The organism is Acidovorax sacchari (assembly GCF_042847045.1).
GTDB lineage: Bacteria > Pseudomonadota > Gammaproteobacteria > Burkholderiales > Burkholderiaceae_C > Paracidovorax > Paracidovorax sacchari.
Genome location: NZ_AP035783.1, coordinates 3502205 through 3519803, shown reverse-complemented (window position 1 = coordinate 3519803; position 17599 = coordinate 3502205). Strand labels below are relative to the sequence as shown.

Sequence of the window (17599 nt, the reverse complement as noted above, 5' to 3'; positions counted from 1 at the left end):
CATGAGCGACAAAATCCCCGAGTTCGACCGCCTCGTCGGCCCCGCAGAGAGCCAGCGCGTGATGCAGTCGCTGGCACGCGGTGCATCGCGTCGCGATGTGCTGGCCATGTTCCTCGCGGGGGGCATGCAGGCGTCCCTGGCGGGCGGCCTCGCCACCATGGCCGCCCGTGCGCACGCGCAGACGCCGCGGCGGGGAGGGCGCATCCGCGTGGCGGGCGCCACCGCGGCCGCCACCGATACGCTGGACCCGGCCAAGCAGTCCAACCAGACCGACTATTCGCGCGGCAACATGCTCTACAACGGGCTGTTCTCGCTGGACGGCAGCCTCACGCCGCAGCCGGCGCTGGCCGAGTCGCACTCCACGGCCGACGCGAAGACCTGGGTGTTCAAGCTGCGCAAGGGCGTGGTCTTCCACGACGGCAAGGCCCTGGAGCCCGAAGACGTGGTGTTCTCGCTGATGCGCCACAAGGATCCCGCCACGGCGTCCAAGGCCAAGGTGCTCGCTGAACAAATCGACAGCGTGAAGGCTTCCGGCCCCGGCGAAGTGACGGTGGTGCTGACGCAGCCCAATGCCGACCTGCCCGTGATCCTGGGCACCTTCCACTTCCACATCGTCAAGAACGGCACTACGGACTTCAACGCCGGCATCGGCACCGGGCCGTACAAGCTCAAGGAGTTCAAGCCGGGCGTGCGCTCCCTGGTGGTGCGCAACGACGCCTACTGGAAGCCCGGCAAGCCCTACCTGGACGAGATCGAGTTCGTCGGCATCGGCGACGAGACGGCGCGCGTGAACGCGCTGCTGTCCGGCGGCATGGACCTCGTCGCCTCGGTGAACCCCCGGGCCGTGGCCCGCGTCAAGGGCACGCCGGGCTACGCGATCTTCACCACGCAGTCGGGGCAGTATTCGGACCTCATCCTGCGCAAGGACATGGGCCCGGGCGCGAATCCGGACTTCGTCCTGGCGATGAAGCACCTGTTCGACCGCGAGCAGATGAAGAAGACCATCGCGCTCGACTACGCGGTGCTGGGCAACGACCAGCCCGTCGATCCGACCAACCGCTTCTACTTCGCGGGCCTGCCGCAGCGCACCTTCGATCTGGACAAGGCCAAGTTCCACCTGCAGAAGTCGGGCGTGACGGGCAAGATCCCGATGGTCACCTCGCCCGCGGCGATGTATTCCACCGAGATCGCGCTGCTGCTGCAGCAGTCGGGCCAGCGCATCGGCCTGGACCTGGATGTCAAGCGCATGCCGGCCGACGGCTACTGGTCCAACCACTGGCTCACCAACCCCGTGGGCTTCGGCAACGTGAACCCGCGCCCCAGCGCGGACACGCTGCTCACGCAGTTCTTCAAGTCCGACGCGGCATGGAACGAGTCGCGCTGGAAGAGCCCGCAGTTCGACCAGTTGCTGGTGGCCGCGCGCGCCGAGACCGACCAGGCCAAGCGCAAGCAGATGTATGCCGACATGCAGACCATGATCCACCAGGAGGCAGGCATCGGCATCCCGCTGTTCCTCGCCAGCATCGACGGCCACAGCTCCAAGCTCAAGGGCCTCTCGCCCATTCCGCTGGGGGGGCTGATGGGCTATGCATTCGCGGAGCACGTGTGGCTGGAGGCTTAAAAGACAGGAACACCCCCCTGAGCGGCTGCGCCGCTTCCCCCCGCTTTCGCCTTGCCGTGCAAGGCGGGCAGGGGGACGCAGCCCTCGCTGCGGGGCGGCCCTTGCTCGGCTACCGCTGGCTTGGGCCGCGCCAGTTTCAGGCCAAGTGGGCGGCACGCAGCGCCGTGGACAACTGATACGGACCCTTCATGAACCGTGTGATTCTCAAGCTCCTGGCGCAGCGCGTGCTGCTCGCGCTGCTGTCGCTGCTCGCGGTGTCGGCGGTCGTGTTCGCCATCACGGCCGTGCTGCCCGGCGATGCCGCGCAGGAGCAGCTCGGGCAGGACGCCACGCCCGAGGCGCTGGCCGCGCTGCGGTCGCAGATGGGGCTGGACGTGCCCGCGCCCCTGCGCTACGTGCGCTGGCTGGGCGGGGCGGTCCGGGGTGACCTGGGCATGTCGGCCACCACGCAGATGCCGGTGGGCGAACTGATCGCGAGCCGGCTGCCCAATTCGCTGCTGCTCGCGGCGGTGACGGCGCTTTTCTCGGTGCCCATCGCGCTGGCGCTCGGCATCGCCTGTGCGGTATGGCGGGGATCGTGGTTCGACCGGGTGGTCTCGACCGGGGCGGTGGCGGTGGTGTCCGTGCCGGAGTTCCTGGTCGCCACCCTCGCGGTGCTGGTGTTCGCGGTGCAGCTGCGCTGGCTGCCCGCCCTGTCCTATGTGAACGACATCGAGTCCGTGGGCCAGATGCTGCGTGCCTTCGCGATGCCGGTGCTCAGCCTGTGCTGCGTGATCGTGGCGCAGATGATGCGCATGACCCGCGCGGCCGTCAGCGACCAGCTGCAGGCCCCCTACATCGAGATGGTCCGGCTCAAGGGTGCCTCGCCGCTGCGCACCGTGATGGCGCATGCGCTGCCCAACGCGGTGGGGCCCATCGCCAACGCGGTGGCGCTGTCCCTGTCGTACCTGCTGGGCGGCGTGATCATCATCGAGACCATCTTCAACTACCCGGGCATCGCCAAGCTCATGGTCGATGGAGTGACCCAGCGGGACATGCCGCTGGTGCAGGCCTGCGCCATGATCTTCTGCGCGGGCTACCTGATCCTCGTCACGCTGGCCGACCTGTGCGGCATCGTCGCCAACCCGCGCCTGCGCCACCGCTGACATGGCGCATTCCGACCAAGGAGCTCCACCGATGGATACCGTTTCCCCTCCATCCGGCGCGCCCGCAGCGCCCGCGGCCCGGCGCGGCGGCCTGCACCGCGCGCTGCGCTGGCTCGCCGGCCTCGGCCCGCTGGGGTTGCTGGCACTGGCCGTGCTGCTGTTCTGGATGCTGGCCGCGCTGGTCGGCCCCTGGTTGCTGGGCGGCACGCCCACGGCATCCGGCGGCGGGACCGACGTGTTCGCGCCCATCGGCGCGGCGCACTGGCTGGGCACGGACTATCTCGGCCGGGACATGCTGGCGCGCGTGGTGAACGGCGCCCGCTACACCGTCGGCGTGGCGCTGCTGGCGACGCTGCTGGCCAGCGGCACCGGCACGGTGCTCGCGCTGCTCGCCGCGGCCGTGGGCGGCAAGCTCGACGCGGTGCTGAGCCGCGTGCTCGATACGCTCACGGCCATCCCGAGCAAGATGTTCGCGCTCATCATGGTCGCCGGCTTCGGCTCGTCGGTGGCCATGCTGGTGGCCACCGCCGCCATCATCTACGTTCCGGGCGCCTACCGCATCGCGCGCTCGCTGGCGGTGAACATCAATGCACTCGACTACGTGGTCGTGGCCCGCACGCGCGGGGAGGGCACGCTCTACGTGATGCTGCGCGAGATCCTGCCCAACATCCTGGGGCCCATGCTCGCCGACCTGGGCCTGCGCTTCGTCTACGTGGTGCTGCTGCTCGCCAGCCTGAGCTTCCTGGGGCTGGGGATACAGCCGCCCGAGGCGGACTGGGGATCGCTGGTGCGCGAGAACATCGGTGCGCTGCCCGAGGGCGGTGCCGCCGTGATCGCCCCGGCCATCGCCATCGCGAGCCTGACCATCGCCGTCAATCTCGTCATCGACAACCTGCCGGGCCGCGCCGCCCGCGAACGAGGAGCCCGCTGATGGGAGCATCCGTCACCGTGCAGGACCTGCACATCACCGCGGGCGGCCAGACGCTGGTGGACCGCGTCAGCTTCTCGATCGCGCCGGGCGAGGTGCTCGCGCTGATCGGCGAATCCGGTTCGGGCAAGACGACCACCGCGCTGGCGCTCATGGGCCATGCGCGCGAGGGCTGCCGCATCTCCGGCGGCAGCGTTCGCATCGGCGATGTGGACGTGCTGGGCCTTTCCGCGGCCGGCCAGCGTGCGCTGCGGGGGCGCACCGTGGCCTACATCGCGCAGAGCGCCGCGGCCTCGTTCAACCCGTCGCGCACCCTGATGGACCAGGTGGTGGAGCCTGCGCGCATCCACGGCACCCTGCCGCGCGCCGAGGCCGAGGCGAAGGCCGTGCAGCTCTTCCGGGAACTGGCGCTGCCCGATCCCGACACCATCGGCAGCCGCTATCCGCACCAGGTGTCCGGCGGCCAGCTGCAGCGCATCATGGCCGCGATGGCGCTCATCACCGATCCGGACCTGGTCATCCTCGACGAACCCACCACGGCGCTGGACGTGACCACGCAGATCGAGGTGTTGCGCGCGTTCCGGCGCGTGGTGCGCGAGCGCCGCGCCACGGCCGTGTACGTCAGCCACGACCTGGCCGTGGTGGCGCAGATGGCCGACCACATCCTGGTGCTGCGCGGCGGGCAGATGCAGGAGCTCAATCCGACCCCGCGCATCCTGGAGGCGCCCGAGCATCCCTACACCCGCAGCCTGCTGGCGGCTGCGCGGCCCGCGGCGCGCGAGGGCGGTGCGGGCAAGGAGGGCGCCGTGCTGCTGGACGTGCGCCACCTGTCGGCCGGCTACGGCCCGAAGGATGCGCAGGGCCGGCCGGCCTCGCTGATCCTGGACGACGTGAGCCTTGTCGTGCGCCGCGGCCAGGCCATCGGCGTGATCGGCGAATCCGGCTCGGGCAAGACCACGCTCGCGCGCGCCATCGCGGGCCTGATCCCCGCGCATGCCGGCTCCGTGGTGTTCAACGGGCGCGAACTCAAGCCCACACTGGCGCAGCGCGAACGCGAGGAACTGCGCCGCATCCAGATCGTGTTCCAGATGGCCGATACGGCGCTGAATCCGTCGCACACCATCGGGCGCATCCTGGCGCGGCCGCTGGAGTTCTACAAGGGCCTGCGCGGGCCGGCGCTGCAGCAGCGCATCCGCCAGCTGCTGGACCTCGTCAAGCTGCCGCACGCCGTGGCGAACCGCCTGCCCGGCGGCCTCTCGGGCGGGCAGAAGCAGCGCGTCAACCTCGCCCGCGCGCTCGCGGCCGACCCGGACCTCATCCTCTGCGACGAAGTCACCTCCGCTCTCGATACCGTGGTGGGCGCCGCGGTGCTCGACCTCATGGCGGAACTGCGCCGGGAGCTGGGCGTTTCCTATCTTTTCATCAGCCACGACCTGCACACGGTGCGCGCGGTGTGCGACGAGATCGTCGTCATGCAGCACGGCCGCAAGCTGGACCAGGTGGCGCGCGCGGATTTCGACCGCGGCCCCCACCATCCGTACTACGAACTGCTCGCCCGCTCCGTGCCTGAACTGCGCCAGGGCTGGCTCGAGGAGCAGGACGACGGGGCCCCGGGCCGCGCCCGTGCGGCGCAGGCCGCATAACCCAACGAACCGAGGAAGACCATGGAGACTATTTTCCGCATCGCGGTGCTGCCCGGAGACGGCATCGGCAAGGAAGTCATGCCCGAGGGGCTGCGTGCGATCCAGGCGGCTGCCGAGCGCTTCGGCTTCGCGCTGGAGCTGCACACCTTCGATTGGGCCAGCTGCGACTACTACCTCGCGCACGGGCAGATGATGCCCGACGACTGGAAGGAGCAGCTCAAGGGCATGGATGCGCTCTTCTTCGGCGCCGTGGGCTGGCCGGCCACCGTACCCGACCACGTCTCGCTGTGGGGCTCGCTGCTGAAGTTCCGCCGCGAGTTCGACCAGTACATTAACCTGCGGCCCGTGCGCCTGTTCGAGGGCGTGCCGTGCCCGCTGGCGGGCAGGAAGCCCGGGGACATCGACTACTACGTGGTGCGCGAGAACACCGAGGGCGAATACACCTCGCTGGGCGGCATCATGTACGAGGGCACGGACCGCGAGATCGTAATCCAGGAGTCGGTGTATTCGCGCAAGGGTGCCGAGCGGCTGCTGAAGTTCGCCTTCGACCTCGCCCAGAGCCGCCCGAAGAAGCACGTGACGCTGGCGACCAAAAGCAACGGCATCGCCATCAGCATGCCGTGGTGGGACAAGCGGGCCGACGATGTGGCCAGGGGCTACCCGGAGATCACGCTGGACAAGCAGCACATCGACATCCTGACGGCGCGCTTCGTGCTGCAGCCGGGGCGCTTCGACGTGGTGGCGGCGACGAACCTGTTCGGTGACATCCTGTCGGACCTGGGACCGGCGACGACGGGCACGATCGGGCTGGCGCCGTCGGCAAACCTGAACCCGGAGCGCACGTTCCCCAGCCTGTTCGAGCCGGTGCACGGCTCGGCACCGGACATCTATGGCAAGAACATCGCCAACCCGATCGCGATGGTCTGGTCGGGGGCGCTGATGCTGGACTTCCTCACGCAGGGCCAGGGCGCGGGGCGGCAGGCACACGATGCGATCGTGGCGGCCATCGAAGAGGTGATCAAAAGCGGCCCGAAGACGCCGGACCTGGGCGGCAACGCCAGCACCACCGAGGTGGGGCAGGCCATCGCCGCCGCCATTTCCGCTGCGGCCTGAGCCGGCCATGAGACCGACGTCCCTCCTGCCGACGAACGATTGACCCGGCCGTGCAACGGCTGCCTTTTCCTGCACCATGACCTCTTCCGCTTCAACCCCCTCCGCCACCTCCGCTCTCTCCGCCGCAGCCCTGCCGCTGGTGCGCAGCCAGCTGTGCATCGCCGGCCGCTGGCAGGCCGCCGCCAGCGGCGCCACCTTCGCCGTCACCGATCCGGCCACCGGTGCCACCATTGCCGACGTGCCCGACGGCAGCGCCCAGGACGCCCGCGCCGCCGCCGACGCCGCCCATGCCGCCTTCGCCACCTGGCGCACGGTGCCGGCCAAGCAGCGCGCGGCCCTCATCAAGCGCTGGAACGACCTCGTCATGGCCCGCCAGGACGCGCTGGGCGCGCTCATCTCCCTGGAGCAGGGCAAGCCCCTGGCCGAGGGCAGGGGCGAGGTCGCCTATGCCGCCAGCTACATCGAGTGGTTCGGCGAGGAGGCCACGCGCATGAACGGCGAGATCATCCCCGCGCCCGTGCCCGGCCGGCGCATGTTCGCCCTCAGGGAGCCCGTGGGCGTGGTGGCCGCCATCACCCCGTGGAACTTCCCCGCCGCGATGATCGCGCGCAAGATCGCCCCGGCCCTGGCCGCCGGCTGCACCGTGGTCTGCAAGCCCGCGGAGGACACGCCCCTCACTTCGCTCGCGCTCGTGGCGCTGGCCGAGGAAGCAGGCATTCCTGCCGGTGTGCTCAACATCGTCACCGCCTCGCGTGCGCACACGCCCGAGGTGGTCGATGCCTGGCTCGATGATCCGCGCGTGCGCAAGATCACCTTCACGGGCTCCACGCCCGTGGGCAAGCACCTGGCGCGCCGCAGCGCGGACACGCTCAAGAAGCTCTCGCTGGAGCTGGGCGGCAACGCGCCCTTCATCGTGTTCGAGGATGCCGACGTGGACGCGGCCGTGGACGGCTTCATGGCCGCGAAATTCCGCAACGGCGGACAGACCTGCGTGAGCCCGAACCGGGTGTACGTGCACGCGGCCGTGCACGAGGCGTTCGCGGGCAAGCTCGCGGCGCGGGTGGCGGGGCTCAAAGTGGGGCCGGCCAGCGAGGCGGCCTCGCAGATCGGCCCGATGATCAACGAGCGCGCGGTCGAGAAGATCGAGCGGCACGTGCAGGACGCCGTGGCGCGGGGCGCGAAGGTGCTCACGGGCGGCCGGCGGCTGGCGGAGCTGGGCGAGCACTACTACGCGCCCACGGTGCTCACGGGCGCGGATGCCACCATGGCCTGCGCCTGCGAGGAGACCTTCGGGCCCGTGGCGCCGCTGACCGTGTTCCACGACGAGGCCGAGGTGATCGCCGCGGCCAACGACACGCCCTTCGGGCTGGCCGCGTATTTCTACAGCCGCGACGTGCGGCGGATCTGGCGCGTGGCGGGCCTGCTGGAGACGGGCATCGTGGGCATCAACGAAGGTGCCCTGGCGGCGGAGGCCGCGCCCTTCGGCGGCGTGAAGGAGTCCGGCTACGGCCGCGAGGGCTCCACCCACGGCCTGGACGACTACCTGCACACCAAGTATCTTTGCCAGGGGCAGCTCGACTGACGGAAGATGCCCGCGCGGCCCCGTGCGCGCTCAGGACGGCAGGGCCGGCAGCGGACGCCCCCGGCCGGCATCCAGCTGCGGCAGGTCGCTGCCCTGCAGGCGGAACACGGCGAGCGCATCGCGCAGCACCGCCACCTGCGCGGCCATGGCCGACGTGGCTGCGCTGGCTTCCTCCACCATGGCAGCGTTCTGCTGGGTCATTTCGTCCATCTGGGTCACGGCGCGGTTCACTTCCTCGATGCCGGCAGTCTGCTGCGCATTGGCCGCGGCGATGCCCTCCATGAGGCCCGAGATCCGCTGCACCGAGTCCACCACGTCGCCCATGGTGCGGCCCGCCTGCTCGACCAGGTCGGAGCCGCTGCGCACCTCGGCCACCGATTCGCTGATGAGGGCCTTGATCTCGCGGGCGGCCGATGCGGAACGCTGCGCCAGGCTGCGCACCTCGCCCGCCACCACCGCGAAGCCGCGGCCCTGCTCGCCCGCACGCGCCGCCTCCACCGCCGCGTTCAGCGCCAGGATGTTGGTCTGGAACGCGATGCCGTCGATCACGCCGATGATCTCGCTGATCCTGCCCGAGCTGGCGTTGATGGCCCGCATGCTTTCCACCACCTTGCCCACGGCTTCGCCGCCCTGGGCCGCCGTCTGCGCCGTGGCCGACACGTACTGCGCGGCCTGCCGGGCGTTGTCGGCGTTCTGCCGCACCGTGGCGGTGAGCTCCTCCATGCTGGAGGCCGTCTGTTGCAGCGAGGAGGCCTGCTGTTCCGTGCGGCGTGACAGGTCGGCATTGCCCTGCGCGATCTCCGCGGCGGCGTGGTCGATCGTGCCCGTGGCCTGCTGGATGCGCTGCAGGATATGCCCGAGCCGGTCGCGCATGAAGCCGATGGCATGCATCAGGCTGCGGTCGTCGCCGCGCCGCAGGGCGATGTGGGCCTGCAGGTCGCCCTCGGCCATGCGCAGTGCGGCCTGCGCCGCAGCGGCGGGCTCGCCGCCCACCGAACGCTCGATGTCGCGCACGACGAAGCCCGTGATCACCGAAATGCAGATGCCGAGCAGGGCGAGCACGCCCAGGGCGCGGTAGAGCGTGCTGCGGAAGGTCTGTTCGATGTCATCCACGTAGTCTCCGGCCACCAGGTCCCAGTTCCACGGCTTGAATCGCACCGCATAGCCAATCTTGGGGCTGGGGGCGTCGCTGCCGGGCCGTGGCCACCAGTATTCTAGGAAGCCGCGCCCCTGCGCCGAACTGCCGGCGGCCGCGATATCGACATACAGCGGCGTGCCCTTGGCATCCTTGAAGGACAGCATGTTCCTGCCGTCGAGCTCGGGCTTGATCGGGTGCATCACCATGACGGAGTCGGCACCGACGATCGTCACGTAGCCGTCCTTGCCGTAGCGCTGCGCCGCCACGCGCTCCCTCGCCGCGCGGCGTGCTTCCTCCGGCGTCATTTTCCCGGCCCCGGCCTGCTTGTCGTAGTCGCCGACCACGGACAGTGCCATGTCGGTGATGTCGGCCAGGGCGGTGCGACGTGCTTCGTACTGGAGCGAACGCGTCTGCCAGGCGTTCACGAAGGTGAGGGCGAACAGGCCCAGCAGGGCCAGGACGAGGGGAAGCCAGAGCTTCTGCCGCAGGGTGAGTTGTTTCATGGGGTAACACTATTGCAATGCGGCGCATTGTCGAAGCCGCCCCCAGGTCGATCCAACGCAAAATCTCGCGTTGCCTCCATCGGAAAAATCGATGAAAGCATTTGAATTTTCTTTAGGGTCAAAACCGTTCTGACGCCATCGGGGCTTACCCGAGGGGTGCTGCACCGCCGCGAGGCATTCAGGCCGCCGGCTTCCGCCGCCGCGCCACCATGGTGCGCGCGGCATAGGCCTGCGCCGAACCGAGCACCGTTTCGGCGATGTCCGAACCGGGGTCGTCGCGAAAGCAGGCATGGACGGGAAGGGGCGTGAGCACGCAATCGCTGGGCAGCACGCGCAGCGGCACGCGTCCCGACAGGTGCCGGGTGACCGCGCGCGGCAGCAATGCGATGCCGAACTCGCCTTCCACCAGCTGCAGCATGGCGGAAATGGACGAGACGGCATGCACCCTCGGCACAGGCAGCGCAGCCTCCTGGAAGAGTTTCATGAGCGTCTGGTGGGGCTGGGAGCCGCGCAAAAAGGTCAGGAGGTCGTGCTGCGCGAGCCGGGCGAGATCGTAGTGGCGCTCGGTATGCAGCGCCTTGTGGCCCACGAACACCATCTCCATCGGTGCCATCGAGAGGGTGCGGACGCCATTGTCCGCCACGGGTATCCCGGTGAAGACGAGATCCTGCGCGCCGCGCCGCACCTGGTCCGCCAGTACCGCGGAGGTGTCCACGGTGAGCTCCAGCTCGAACCCCGGCCGGCTCTTGCGCACGTCCTTCAGCCAGCCGGTCAGCCAGCTGTGCACCACCGATTCGATGGCCCCGATCCGCAGCACCGCCGGTGCATTCCGGCTGCCGCCCAGCTCGTCCTTCACTCGCCGCTGCAGCGCCAGCAATTGCACGGCCAGCCGCTGGAAACGCTGGCCCGCGGCCGTGAGCCGGAACTGGCGCTCGCGCCGGTCCAGCAGCACCACGCCCAGCTCCGCTTCGAGCGAGGCGATGCGGCTCGACAGCGCGGATTGGGTGATGTGCAGCTTTTCAGCAGCCCGCGTGATGCTCTTGAGCGAAACAGCCCAGTGGAAGGCCTCGACGAAGCGCAGGTTCATGGGCGGCATTGTGGCCGCACGCATCCCGGCAGTACGCCCGCACGGGGCCGCTTTTCAGCCCCGTGCCGCCACGCGGCAAGCCGCGTACATGTCCTGCGCCGGCTGGTAGGCGCCGGTCTGCACGTCCATCAGCCCGAGCACCGAGTGGAAATAGTTGTCGTGCGTGATGCGGCGGCTGCGCAGGTCCTTCTGCAGGCAGGCGGTGGCGATGCCGGTGCGCTGCTGCATGGCGGGCGACAGCCAGGTGATCCACGGCACGTGCTTTTGCACGTCGGGCGCGATGGAGTAGGGCATGCCGTGCAGGTAGATGCCGTTCTCGCCCAGGGACTCTCCATGGTCCGCCACATACACCATGGCCGTCTCGGCGCTGGCCGAGCGAGCCTCCAGCCAGTTGATGGTGCTGTTCAGGAAATGGTCCGTGGAGACGATGCTGTTGTCGTAGGCATTCACCACCTGTTCGCGCGTGCACTCCTGCAGCGCGGAGGTCTTGCACTCGGGCAGGAATTTCTTTTGCGAAGGCAGCGAGCGCCTGGTATAGGCCGGCCCGTGGCTGCCCATCTGGTGCATCACCACCACCACGCCGCGCGCGCGCTGCTCGGCGGGCAGGGCGGCGATGCGTGCATCCAGTCCCTGCAGCATGACATCGTCCAGGCATTCCTTGCCGTCCGCGCACCACGTCGGGTCGGTCGGCGTGGCAGAGGTGCTGACCGTGGGAACGCGGTCGCACACGCCCTTGCAGCCGGACTGGTTGTCCACCCACAGCACGGCCAGTCCGGCATGCTGCAGCACGTCCATCAGGGTTTCATAGTCCGCGCTGCGTTTTTCGTAGGCTTCCTTGCCCAGGTGCGCGTACATGCAGGGCACGGACGCCGCCGTGCTGGTTCCACAGGACCAGGCATCGGTGGCGCTGGCAATGTCCTTGCGGGCCGACAGCTCGGGCGTCGTGTCGCGCGCGTAGCCGTTGAGGCCGAAGTTGCCGCTGCGGCCGGTCTCGCCCAGCACCAGCACCAGCAGCGGGGGCCTGGCCTGCCCTCCGTAGCTCGCGCCCAGCCGGGCGTCGCGGCCCAGGGGCTGCAGCGGGCCGCGGCTGCGGCGCAGCGGCTTGGCCGCGAGGCTGCCGACGGCATAGACGCTGTTGAGCGGATTGATCAGGTAGCGCATGCGCGTGTGGTTGCGCATGGTGGACGAGAAGTCCTGGAAGACCGCGAGGATGCAGGCCGCCGCGACGGCCAGCGCACCCAGCATGAAGGCCGCCTGGTGCACCGCCCGGCGGCGCCAGCCCAGCGGGCGCACCCGGATCCGCGCCAGCCACACCAGCGGCGGCCCGGCCATGGCCAGCATCGACAGCGGCAGTTTCCAGGTGACCAGGTCGGCCGCCTCGTGCGCATCCGTCTGGACCACGTTGGTGATCATGCCGGGATCGATCACGATGCCGTAGGTGCCCATGAAATAGGCGCCAGCCGCAGCGGCCAGCACGGCCAGCGAGAGCACGGGCTTGAGCGCCTTGCCCCAGGCCAGGACCGAGAGCACGGCCGCCGTGGCGAACGACACCGCCACCATGAAGGCCAGGAAAAACACACCGCCGCGCAGGGTGTGGGCGCCCGGCAGGCGCATCACCTCGCTCCAGAGCGGGAGATTGCAGACCGTCCCGATCCAGAGGCAGGCGGTCAGCAGCACGGCCATGGGATGCAGGCCTTCGGCGGACGCGCGGGCCAGGGGACGGCCGGACGCGGCGGAAGGGAGGCGGAACGGGAGCACGTACGACGGGAGCATGGCAGCAGTGTGAAAACTGCGGCTTAAGACAGCATTAATGGGCCCGCGGGCCGCCTGGTTTCGCCACCGTGGTGCGCCGCCAGAGGCATCCGCTGCCCGGCGGCCGCATGCAGGGCCTGCAGGCCCTGCGGGTCGTGTGCTGTCATCCATCCCTCCTGCATGTCGCCTTGCTGGCCGTCCGGCCGCTGTCATCAAGGCGACATTGTTCCGCCATCCGAAAAGATGGAAGGCAGGATTTTCCCGAATGGTCGAGCTTGCTCCGGGATGGAATGGAAGGGGCGGGGCCTCAGCCCAGCCGGTCTGCGTGGTGGGCGATGTGGTCGCCGATCACCGACTGGACGAAGTAGTAGCCATGGTCGTAGTCCGCGTGCCGGCGCAGGGTGAGCGGCTGCTTGACCAGCGCGCATGCCGCTTCGAACACGTGGGGGTGCAGCTGCTCTGCAAGGAAGGCATCCGCCATGCCCTGGTCCACCAGGATGCCGTCCGGGTAGGGTGCGGCGGGCTGGCGCTGCATCAGCACGGTGGCGTCGTGCGCCTGCCAGGTCTTGCAGGACACGCCGAAGTAGCGGCGGAAGGCCTTGTCGCCCCAGGCGCACTGGGAGGCCGCGCAGATCGGCGCGATGGCCGACAGGGAGCGGAACACGCCACGGTGGCGCAGGGCCAGCGTAATCGCGCCGTGGCCGCCCATGGAGTGGCCCATGACGCCCAGGCGCGCCGTGTCGATCGGCAGCACCCGCTCCAGCAGAGGGATCAGCTCCTCGATGAGGTAGCTTTCCATGCGCCAGTGGCGCTGCCACGGCTCCTCCGTGGCATCGAGGTAGAAGCCGGCACCGATGCCGAAGTCCCACTCGGTATTGGCGCCTTCGAAGGCCTCGGCCTGCGGGCCGCGCGGGCTGGTATCGGGCGAGATGAGGGCGATGCCCCGCTCGGCGGCGAAGCGCTGGGCGCCCGCCTTGATCATGAAGGTTTCCTCGGTGCAGGTCAGCCCCGCGAGGTACATCAGCGTGGGCACCTTCCGCCCGGGTTCGCGCAGCGCCGCGGGAGGCAGGTACACCCCGAACTTCATCGGGAGGCCGATTTCCACGGAGGAATGCCGGTAGAAACGCTGGGAGCCGCCGAAGCAGGCGTGCTCGCCCAGCAGTTCCAGGCCGGGCACCTGGGCGGCGCGGGGCCTGCGCGCGGCCGCTTCCAGCGCGGCCTTCACGTCGTCGGGAGGTTCAATGGGTTGGTAGGTCATGGCTGTGGATCGGAGTCGCATGCCGGGCGGCACCGGCCCGGCAGGCGCTATTGGATCAGTAAACGACGACGCCGCGAATCGACTCGCCCCGCTTCATCAGGTCGAAGCCCTTGTTGATGTCCTCCAGGGGCATCGTGTGGGTGATGAGGCTGTCGATGTCGATCTTGCCTTCCATGTACCAGTCCACGATCTTCGGCACGTCGGTGCGGCCGCGCGCACCGCCGAAGGCCGAGCCCTTCCACTGCCGGCCCGTGACGAGCTGGAACGGGCGGGTGCTGATCTCCGCGCCGGCCTCGGCCACGCCGATGATGATGCTCTGGCCCCAGCCCTTGTGCGTGCACTCCAGCGCCTGGCGCATCACCTTGGTGTTGCCGATGCACTCGAAGGAGTAATCGGCGCCGCCGTCGGTCAACTGCACGATGGCATCCACCACGTTCTCCACCTCGTTCGGGTTGATGAAATGCGTCATGCCGAACTGGCGGGCCATCTCCTGGCGGGCGGGGTTGATGTCCACGCCGATGATCTTGTCCGCGCCCACCATCTTCGCGCCCTGGATCACGTTCAGGCCGATGCCGCCCAGGCCGAACACCACCACGTTCGCGCCGGCCTCCACCTTGGCCGTGAACAGCACCGCGCCGATGCCGGTGGTCACGCCGCAACCGATGTAACAGACCTTGTCGAAAGGCGCGTCCTCGCGGATCTTGGCCAGCGAGATCTCCGGCGCCACCGTGTAGTTGCTGAAGGTGCTGGTGCCCATGTAGTGGAAGATCGGCTCGCCGTCGAGGCTGAAGCGGCTGGTGGCGTCGGGCATCAGGCCCTTGCCCTGCGTGCCGCGGATCAGCTGGCACAGGTTGGTCTTGCGCGAGAGGCAGAACTTGCACTGCCGGCACTCGGGCGTGTAGAGCGGGATCACGTGGTCGCCCTTCTTGAGCGAGGTGACGCCCGGGCCCACGTCCACCACCACGCCCGCGCCCTCGTGGCCCAGGATGGCGGGGAAGATGCCTTCCGGGTCGGCGCCCGAGAGGGTGTAGTAATCGGTGTGGCAGATGCCCGTGGCCTTGATTTCCACCAGCACCTCGCCGAACTTCGGGCCCTGCAGGTCCACGGTCTCGATGGTCAGGGGTTCGCCGGATTTCCAGGCGACGGCTGCTTTGGTTTTCATGGGAGATGCTTTCGGAAGGGAGGAGAGGAGGGCGGGTGGCCGGCCCCGGGGGGTGGCGCGTCGATCGGGGACAATCCGCGCATGCCCCGGCCGGCCGGGCCGCGCGAGCGAAAAAACAATCCCGCTTTATAGAGCAAGCCGGGCAGGCCTGGCCAGCGCGGGCCCGCCGATGTCCGGTGACCGGCCCGCTTTGTCCGATGACCGCCCCCCTTGCCCACCGCATGCACCCAGCCCAGCCCCTGTCCGTCCACATCGTCATCTATCCGGGCTTCAAGGCGCTGGAGGCCGTGGGGCCGCTCTCGGTGTTTGATTATGCGAACGTGCACCTCGCGCGGCGCGGCCGCCCGCCCGGCTACGCCGTATCGGTGGCGGCGCGGGCGCGCGGTCCCGTGCGCTCCGACACGCTGATGGCCCTGGACGCCACCGAGCTGCTGTGCACCGGCGGCGATGCAGTGCGCGGGGCAATGCCGGACACGGCCCTGCTGGTTGGCGCCCGCCACATCGAGGCGGCCCTGGCCGATGCCCCGGAGATCGTGGCATGGGCACGTGCTGCGGCTCCGCGCGTGCGCCGCATGGTGGCCCTGTGCTCCGGCAGCTTCTTCCTGGCCGCCGCGGGCCTGCTCGACGGGCGCCGGGCCGCGACCCACTGGAGCGTGGCTGCCCGGCTGCAGGAACTGCATCCTGCCGTGGCGGTCGATCCCGACGCGATCTACGTGCGCGACGGCCACCTCTGGACCTCCGCCGGCGTCACCGCGGGCATCGACCTCGCGCTTGCCCTGGTGGAGGAGGACTACGGCCATGCGCTCGCGCTGGAAGTGGCGCGCGACATGGTCATGTACCTCAAGCGGCCCGGCGGGCAGTCGCAGTTCAGCGTGCAGCTCGCCAGCCAGGCGACCACCCACCGCGGCATGCAGGAAGTGCAGGCCTGGGCGCTGGAGCACCTGTCCGGGCCGCTCACCCTGCAGGTGCTGGCCGGGCGCGCCGCGATGAGCGAGCGCCACTTCCGCCGCGTGTTCGCGCAGGAGACGGGGCGCAGCCCCTCGGCCTTCGTGGAGTCGGCCCGGCTGGAGGCCGCGCGCCGGCTGCTCGAATCCGACGCCGCCCTGCCGCTCAAGACCGTGGCCGCGCGCGTCGGGCTGGGCTCGGAGCAGGCGCTGCGGCACCTGTTCCTGCGGCACCTGGGCATCCCGCCCCAGGCCTACCGGGAGCGCTTCGGCGACTGAATTCCGACCATGCATCTCACCGCCCTGACTGCATTCCCCGATACCGAGCTACGCACCGCCCGCTGCCTGCTGCGCCCCTTCCGCGAGAGCGACCTGCCCGGCATCTTCGAGGGCCTGAGCGATCCGCGCGTGATCGAACACTACGGCGTGCGCTATGCCAGCCTGGAGGCCACCCGCGAGCAGCTCCGCTGGTATGGCCGCATCCAGCAGGAGGCCTCCGGGCAATGGTGGTGCATCTGCCTGGGCGGGGCCCCGGAGCGCCTGATCGGCGCCTGCGGCTTCAACGACATCGACCGGGAACACCGCCGGGCCGAGATCGGCTACTGGCTGCTGCCGGCGTACTGGGGCAGGGGCCTGGCCCGCGAGGCCGTTGCCGCAGCCATCCGCCATGCCTTCGACCGGCTGGGCATCCACCGGATCGGGGCCGATGTGGACATGGAGAACCACGCCAGCGCCGCGCTGCTGGCGAGGCTGGGGTTCATGCGTGAGGGAGTGCGGCGGGGGTATGAGATGAAGGAGGGGCGGCCGATCGATCTGCAGCTGTTTTCTCGGCTGGCGACGGATCAGTAGGGGCGTTTTATGTTCCGGACCTGAATGAATTTCCGTTATGAAAATCATTGCGCATTGTTGATCGGTCTTTCCTGCTGGCCCGCTAGGATGCCGCCTCCAGATGGGAGATGCGTGAATGGCGGGGTTTCAGGAAATTTGGAGGAGCCATCCCGGCGTGACAAGGGAAAAGCCTTTGCTCCCTGTCGCAACCTATGAGAACCAATGCGCTGTCAATCTGTCTGCCGCCCTTATTCGGGCTGGCTGCGACCTCTCCACCTTCAAAGGTGTCCGGTCTTGGCAGCAGGGGGTTACCAGATATCCGCTGCGAGCTGAGGAGTTGGCTTCATGGCTTGACACGGCCGCATCAAGGCTTCCTGGCCGATCTGTCCGATTCGTCGGAAAGCAGATTGAAAACCCGCAAACCGGCACGGATCTTTTCAAGTCAATCCATGGAAGAACAGGTATTCTGTTCTTCAGAAATTATTGGGGCCCGGGCAGGCAGGGAGACCACATTGACCTATGGAACGGATCGAGGATGACTGCGCTGAGTTCGTGGTTTCGGATCCACTGGGGAATCTCGCTGGAGGGGTATTGGTCAGACTATCTCAAGGCAGAAGAGGTGCGTTTCTGGAACGTCCCATGAAGATTTTGTGGGCTATTTTTTGGGGCTCGTTATTCGCCGCCGCCGCGTACTTCGGCATGTTCCACGTTTTTGCCGCGTGGTATGGCCCGCGCTACATCAGGAGCGACAACGACATCGGGGATCTCATCATGATCTCGCTGGGCGTGTGCTGCCTCGCCTTCATGCTCGGCGGATGGGTGGGATACAGGCTGCATGGCCGCATGCGGCGACGCAGCGGCAACCGTGGGCATTCCCATCAGGGCGAACAATGAA

The 17599-nt window shown here is 68.9% G+C and carries 15 protein-coding genes; 10 read left to right on the top strand and 5 right to left on the bottom strand.

Annotation, left to right across the window (positions count from 1 at the left end; genetic code table 11):
* The first annotated feature begins 1 nt into the window (after nt 1).
* From ACGHC0_RS15710 to ACGHC0_RS15685, 6 genes are all read left to right on the top strand, one after another.
* A complete protein-coding gene (locus tag ACGHC0_RS15710; RefSeq protein WP_415266080.1) occupies nt 2-1621 on the top strand; it encodes an ABC transporter substrate-binding protein in 1620 nt (539 codons plus the stop codon).
* Nucleotides 1622-1809: 188 nt separating this feature from the next.
* The gene (locus ACGHC0_RS15705) at nt 1810-2766 is read left to right on the top strand and encodes an ABC transporter permease (protein WP_013595352.1); all 957 of its coding nucleotides are present in this window, start codon (nt 1810-1812) and stop codon (nt 2764-2766) included.
* 31 nt (nt 2767-2797) lie between these two features.
* Nucleotides 2798-3697 (top strand): ABC transporter permease, encoded by a 900-nt coding sequence (locus ACGHC0_RS15700; RefSeq protein WP_368351856.1) that lies wholly within the window; start codon nt 2798-2800, stop codon nt 3695-3697.
* A complete protein-coding gene (locus ACGHC0_RS15695; protein WP_415266079.1) occupies nt 3697-5337 on the top strand; it encodes an ABC transporter ATP-binding protein in 1641 nt (546 codons plus the stop codon). Before ACGHC0_RS15700 ends, ACGHC0_RS15695 begins: the two co-directional genes overlap by 1 nt.
* A 21-nt stretch (nt 5338-5358) precedes the next feature.
* A complete protein-coding gene (locus ACGHC0_RS15690) occupies nt 5359-6450 on the top strand; it encodes a tartrate dehydrogenase (RefSeq protein ID WP_415266078.1) in 1092 nt (363 codons plus the stop codon).
* 76 nt (nt 6451-6526) lie between these two features.
* On the top strand, nt 6527-8032 hold the full coding sequence (locus tag ACGHC0_RS15685; RefSeq protein ID WP_415266077.1) for an NAD-dependent succinate-semialdehyde dehydrogenase: 1506 nt from the start codon (nt 6527-6529) through the stop codon (nt 8030-8032).
* Nucleotides 8033-8062: 30 nt separating this feature from the next.
* On the opposite strand, the gene ACGHC0_RS15680 is transcribed toward ACGHC0_RS15685, so the two are convergent.
* The 5 genes from ACGHC0_RS15680 to ACGHC0_RS15660 form a co-directional block, all read right to left on the bottom strand.
* On the bottom strand, nt 8063-9673 hold the full coding sequence (locus tag ACGHC0_RS15680) for a methyl-accepting chemotaxis protein (RefSeq protein WP_415266076.1): 1611 nt from the start codon (nt 9671-9673) through the stop codon (nt 8063-8065).
* A gap of 178 nt (nt 9674-9851) precedes the next feature.
* Nucleotides 9852-10760 (bottom strand): LysR family transcriptional regulator, encoded by a 909-nt coding sequence (locus tag ACGHC0_RS15675; RefSeq protein ID WP_415266075.1) that lies wholly within the window; start codon nt 10758-10760, stop codon nt 9852-9854.
* 54 nt (nt 10761-10814) lie between these two features.
* Nucleotides 10815-12533, bottom strand: coding sequence for a phosphoethanolamine transferase (locus ACGHC0_RS15670; protein ID WP_415266074.1), 1719 nt, complete (start codon nt 12531-12533; stop codon nt 10815-10817).
* A gap of 286 nt (nt 12534-12819) precedes the next feature.
* Nucleotides 12820-13689, bottom strand: a complete 870-nt coding sequence (fghA, locus tag ACGHC0_RS15665; RefSeq protein WP_368355655.1) for an S-formylglutathione hydrolase — start codon at nt 13687-13689, stop codon at nt 12820-12822.
* Nucleotides 13690-13825: 136 nt separating this feature from the next.
* Nucleotides 13826-14932, bottom strand: a complete 1107-nt coding sequence (locus tag ACGHC0_RS15660) for an S-(hydroxymethyl)glutathione dehydrogenase/class III alcohol dehydrogenase (protein WP_415266073.1) — start codon at nt 14930-14932, stop codon at nt 13826-13828.
* A gap of 221 nt (nt 14933-15153) precedes the next feature.
* Between ACGHC0_RS15660 and ACGHC0_RS15655 the strand changes: the two genes are divergently transcribed.
* The 4 genes from ACGHC0_RS15655 to ACGHC0_RS15640 all read left to right on the top strand — a co-directional run bounded on the left by ACGHC0_RS15655 (nt 15154) and on the right by ACGHC0_RS15640 (nt 17598).
* Nucleotides 15154-16155 (top strand): GlxA family transcriptional regulator, encoded by a 1002-nt coding sequence (locus ACGHC0_RS15655; RefSeq protein ID WP_415268428.1) that lies wholly within the window; start codon nt 15154-15156, stop codon nt 16153-16155.
* 9 nt (nt 16156-16164) lie between these two features.
* Nucleotides 16165-16725 (top strand): GNAT family N-acetyltransferase, encoded by a 561-nt coding sequence (locus ACGHC0_RS15650; protein WP_368351847.1) that lies wholly within the window; start codon nt 16165-16167, stop codon nt 16723-16725.
* A gap of 115 nt (nt 16726-16840) precedes the next feature.
* The gene (locus tag ACGHC0_RS15645) at nt 16841-17347 is read left to right on the top strand and encodes a type VI secretion system amidase effector protein Tae4 (protein WP_415266072.1); all 507 of its coding nucleotides are present in this window, start codon (nt 16841-16843) and stop codon (nt 17345-17347) included.
* Entirely contained in the window at nt 17344-17598 is a 255-nt protein-coding gene (locus ACGHC0_RS15640; protein ID WP_368351845.1) for a hypothetical protein, read from the top strand. The genes ACGHC0_RS15645 and ACGHC0_RS15640 overlap by 4 nt, the downstream gene beginning before the upstream one ends.
* The last annotated feature ends 1 nt before the right edge of the window (nt 17599 follow it).

Excerpts from the sequence above, each read along its gene's own strand:
- ACGHC0_RS15705 (WP_013595352.1), top strand. The coding sequence starts at position 1,810 with ATGAACCGTGTGATTCTCAAGCTCCTGGCGCAGCGCGTGCTGCTCGCG.
- ACGHC0_RS15710 (WP_415266080.1), top strand. The coding sequence starts at position 2 with ATGAGCGACAAAATCCCCGAGTTCGACCGCCTCGTCGGCCCCGCAGAG.
- ACGHC0_RS15685 (WP_415266077.1), top strand. The coding sequence starts at position 6,527 with ATGACCTCTTCCGCTTCAACCCCCTCCGCCACCTCCGCTCTCTCCGCC.
- ACGHC0_RS15675 (WP_415266075.1), bottom strand. The coding sequence starts at position 10,760 with ATGAACCTGCGCTTCGTCGAGGCCTTCCACTGGGCTGTTTCGCTCAAG.
- ACGHC0_RS15660 (WP_415266073.1), bottom strand. The coding sequence starts at position 14,932 with ATGAAAACCAAAGCAGCCGTCGCCTGGAAATCCGGCGAACCCCTGACC.
- ACGHC0_RS15655 (WP_415268428.1), top strand. The coding sequence starts at position 15,154 with ATGCACCCAGCCCAGCCCCTGTCCGTCCACATCGTCATCTATCCGGGC.
- ACGHC0_RS15680 (WP_415266076.1), bottom strand. The coding sequence starts at position 9,673 with ATGAAACAACTCACCCTGCGGCAGAAGCTCTGGCTTCCCCTCGTCCTG.
- ACGHC0_RS15640 (WP_368351845.1), top strand. The coding sequence starts at position 17,344 with ATGAAGATTTTGTGGGCTATTTTTTGGGGCTCGTTATTCGCCGCCGCC.
- ACGHC0_RS15700 (WP_368351856.1), top strand. The coding sequence starts at position 2,798 with ATGGATACCGTTTCCCCTCCATCCGGCGCGCCCGCAGCGCCCGCGGCC.
- ACGHC0_RS15650 (WP_368351847.1), top strand. The coding sequence starts at position 16,165 with ATGCATCTCACCGCCCTGACTGCATTCCCCGATACCGAGCTACGCACC.
- ACGHC0_RS15670 (WP_415266074.1), bottom strand. The coding sequence starts at position 12,533 with ATGCTCCCGTCGTACGTGCTCCCGTTCCGCCTCCCTTCCGCCGCGTCC.
- ACGHC0_RS15695 (WP_415266079.1), top strand. The coding sequence starts at position 3,697 with ATGGGAGCATCCGTCACCGTGCAGGACCTGCACATCACCGCGGGCGGC.
- ACGHC0_RS15645 (WP_415266072.1), top strand. The coding sequence starts at position 16,841 with ATGGCGGGGTTTCAGGAAATTTGGAGGAGCCATCCCGGCGTGACAAGG.
- ACGHC0_RS15690 (WP_415266078.1), top strand. The coding sequence starts at position 5,359 with ATGGAGACTATTTTCCGCATCGCGGTGCTGCCCGGAGACGGCATCGGC.